This window comes from Paraburkholderia sp., assembly GCF_049581445.1.
GTDB lineage: Bacteria > Pseudomonadota > Gammaproteobacteria > Burkholderiales > Burkholderiaceae > Paraburkholderia.
The window spans coordinates 1-3,288 of sequence record NZ_JBAURZ010000322.1 but is presented as its reverse complement, the minus strand read 5'-3'; the positions used below and the strand labels follow the sequence as shown (position 1 = coordinate 3,288).

The 3,288-nt window shown below is 62.0% G+C and carries 3 protein-coding genes; 1 reads left to right on the top strand and 2 read right to left on the bottom strand.

What is annotated here, in order from left to right:
* On the bottom strand, nt 1-1,894 hold a 1,894-nt coding region (locus WCA85_RS26970), incomplete at its 3' end, for an MFS transporter (RefSeq protein ID WP_424067921.1).
* Between the two features lie 402 nt (nt 1,895-2,296).
* Nucleotides 2,297-2,755, bottom strand: a complete 459-nt coding sequence (locus WCA85_RS26965; protein ID WP_424067920.1) for a CBS domain-containing protein — start codon at nt 2,753-2,755, stop codon at nt 2,297-2,299.
* A gap of 273 nt (nt 2,756-3,028) precedes the next feature.
* Between WCA85_RS26965 and WCA85_RS26960 the strand changes: the two genes are divergently transcribed.
* Nucleotides 3,029-3,288, top strand: a 260-nt coding sequence (locus tag WCA85_RS26960; RefSeq protein ID WP_424067919.1) for a PLP-dependent transferase, incomplete at its 3' end; no start/stop codon positions are given.

Below are 3,288 nucleotides of genomic sequence, written 5' to 3'. Positions count from 1 at the left end.
CCTCCGGCGTCACCTGAGCGGGATCGAGCGGCTCGCCGACTGCCAGCGTCAGGCGGCTCATCATGCCCTTGCGCAGCGGCCTCGGCCAGCGCGCATCGACGGCGCGCGAAAACACGCTGCCCCACAGGCCGCGTAACGCGATCGGGATGACCGGAACGGGCGCACGGCGCAGGATCTCGCTCACGCCGTGCCGGAACGGGTTCAGCTCGCCGGTTTTGGTCAGCTTGCCTTCCGGGAAAATGCACACCAGTTCGCCCTCGGCAAGCGCCTCCGCGCAACTGTCATAGGCTCGCGCGAGCATCTGCGGGTTCTCATGGGCCGGCGCAATGGGAATCGCCTTCGCGTGCCGAAACACCCAGCCCGCCAGCGGCGTCCTGAAGATACGGTAATCCATCACGAAACGGATCGGCCGCGGGCTTTCCGCCATGATGACGATCGCATCGACGAAGCTCACGTGGTTGCACACCAGCACGGCTGCACCCTCTTCGGGAATACGCTCGGCATGTACGAGCCGGATCCGGTAGAACGTGTGAACCAGCACCCACGCAATGAAGCGCAGCAGGAACTCAGGAACCAGCGAGTAGATATACGTGGCCACCACGATGTTGAGCAGCGCGGTGACGAGAAAAAGGCCCGGAATGCTGACGCCTGCCGAAGTCAACGCCATGGCCATCAACGCCGACACAATCATGAACAGCGAGTTGAGAATGTTGTTCGCCGCGATAATGCGCGCGCGGTGGGTCGGCTGGCTGCGGCTCTGGATCAGCGCGTAGAGCGGCACGCTGTACAGGCCGCCAAACATCGCCAGCAGGAAAAGATCCGCCAGCACGCGCCAGTGCGCCGGCATCACAATGAATTCGCCCACGCTCAGCAGATGCCCGGATGACGGCAACGCGTGACTGGCGAAAAAGAGGTCGATCGCGAACACGCTCATGCCGATCGAACCGAGCGGCACAAGACCTACTTCGACGCGGCGCTTCGAGAGGCGCTCGCACAACAGCGACCCGAGCCCGATGCCGATCGAGAAGGTGCCAAGTAGAACGGTCACGACATCCGGATTGGCTGACAGTACATCCTTCGCAAAACGGAAGAACGATGACAGAAACGTCGCACCGACAAACCAGAGCCATGAAATGCCGAGCAGGCTCAGAAACACCGTGCGATTTTCGCGGGCAATCCGCAGATTGCGCCAGGTTTCGCTAATCGGATTCCAGTTGATTTGCAGGTCGGGCTGCGGCGCGGGGGTTGCAGGGACGAACATCGAGACTACACGCCCCGCCAGCGCGATCACCACGCACGCACAAGCCAGCACGACGGCACCGTGCTCGACAAAACCGGCCGCTTCGCCACCCACGATCGTGCCAATCAGGATGGCGACGAAGGTGCCCATTTCCACCATGCCGTTACCGCCGACCAGTTCCGTCTTCCCCAGATGCTGCGGCAGGTACGAATACTTGACCGGGCCAAATATGGTCGAATGCACGCCCATCAAAAACGTGCACAGATAAAGCAGCGGTGCGCTATGCAGCCAGAATCCGGTCCCGCCGATCAGCATTACGACGATTTCGAAGGTCTTGACGAAGCGCGTCAACATCGCCTTGTCGTATTTGTCGGCGATCTGACCGGAGGTGGCCGAGAGCAACACGAACGGCAGGATGAAAATGGCCGAGATCAGGAATGCCGCAGTCGCAGCATCGACGCCGGAAAAGCGCGCCGTCTGATACGTGACCAGCGACGTGAAGCCGATCTTGAAGACGTTGTCGTTCATCGCGCCGAGGAACTGCGTCCAGAAAAACGGCGCGAAGCGACGCTCGCCCAACAGGCGAAACTGTGACTCATGCGCGTCGTCACTGGGGGCGGTTCGACGGACGGCGGGTAACGGACGATCGCTCATGAAGCTCGAAGAAAATGGAAAAGGGACCGCGCAAAGCAACGAGCGGTACTTAAACACTGCGGCCCACGTCCGATGGGGACGGCACACGTGGCAGCACACTCCGAGGCCACCTTGCTGGCCCCAGCCACGCCCGGCACGTGCAGGTGCGTCTGCGTCTGCGCGGCAACGGTCACGCTCGACCCGACGCTGCGACAGATGCGGACGTAAAAAAGGCGCACGCTTTCGCGCGCGCCCTAGCTCTTTAACTCATGCCTGTGTCAGCCTGATGGCCGGCGCGACCTGACCGGCGCCAGCCCACAACCGACCGGGCAACTGGCACATAGTGCGGCCGGGACAAACAAGCCGCCGCTCCGTCGCCACTCAGCCTCAACGCACCACGCCGTGCGCCGCTATAGTCGCCAATTAACGCGTCTGCTGCGGCTCCTGCTCTTCCGGCCAGTCACGGATATAAGCCTTGAGCATACGGTTCTCGAAGCCCTGCTCTTCCACCACCGCCTTGGCCACGTCGTAGAACGAGATGACGCCCATCAACGTGCGGCTTTCCATGACCGGCAGATAGCGCACGTGATGCTCGAGCATCATGCGGCGCACTTCGTTCACGTCGGTTTCCGGGGTGCAGGTGAGCGGATGGTCGTCCATCACCTTGCGGATGGTTGCCGAGCCCACGCTGCCGTGATGCTTGGAAAGCGTCAGGATGATTTCACGGAAGGTCAGCATGCCAACCAGATCGCCGTATTCCATTACAACCAGCGAGCCGATATCGTGCTCTGCCATCGCATTGACGGCCTCGAGCAGCGGCGTATCCGGCGTAACGGTAAAAAGGGTATTGCCCTTGACCTTGAGAATGTCGCTGACTCGCATGATTGTCTCCTTTGTCGACCGAAGTTAGCGCTTTAGCGCCTATTTCGGTCCCATGCAAAATGATTGCTGAAGCTGGTAAAGCCATTAGTACATGACTGACTTTCGATCCTAGCGGAAAGGCCCGCAAAAGGAAAGCGGCCCGCCCACCAAGGCGCAGCGGGCCTCGCGGCGCGCCAGATCGGGGAAAAACGCACTTGAAGGCGGCGGCCCCAGTGATACGATGGCCCCCACTTTCACCCTTCGCGGAGCCGTCCGTGGCTCCGCCGCCTCAGGATGTCCGCCAACCGTTTCGATACGCTCGCGCTGCACGCCGGCGCCGCGCCAGACCCTGCGACCGGCGCGCGCGCCACGCCGATTTACCAGACCACCTCGTTCTCGTTTCGCGACACAGACCACGCGGCCGCGCTGTTCAACATGGAACGAGCCGGCCATGTCTATTCGCGGATCTCGAACCCGACGGTCGCCGTTTTCGAGGAGCGCGTCGCCGCGCTGGAAAACGGCGCCGGCGCGATCGGCACCGCGAGCGGCCAGGC

What these genes read in the sequence shown, in the direction of transcription:
- WCA85_RS26965 (WP_424067920.1), bottom strand. Translation starts at nt 2,755, where the DNA reads ATGCGAGTCAGCGACATTCTCAAGGTCAAGGGCAATACCCTTTTTACC.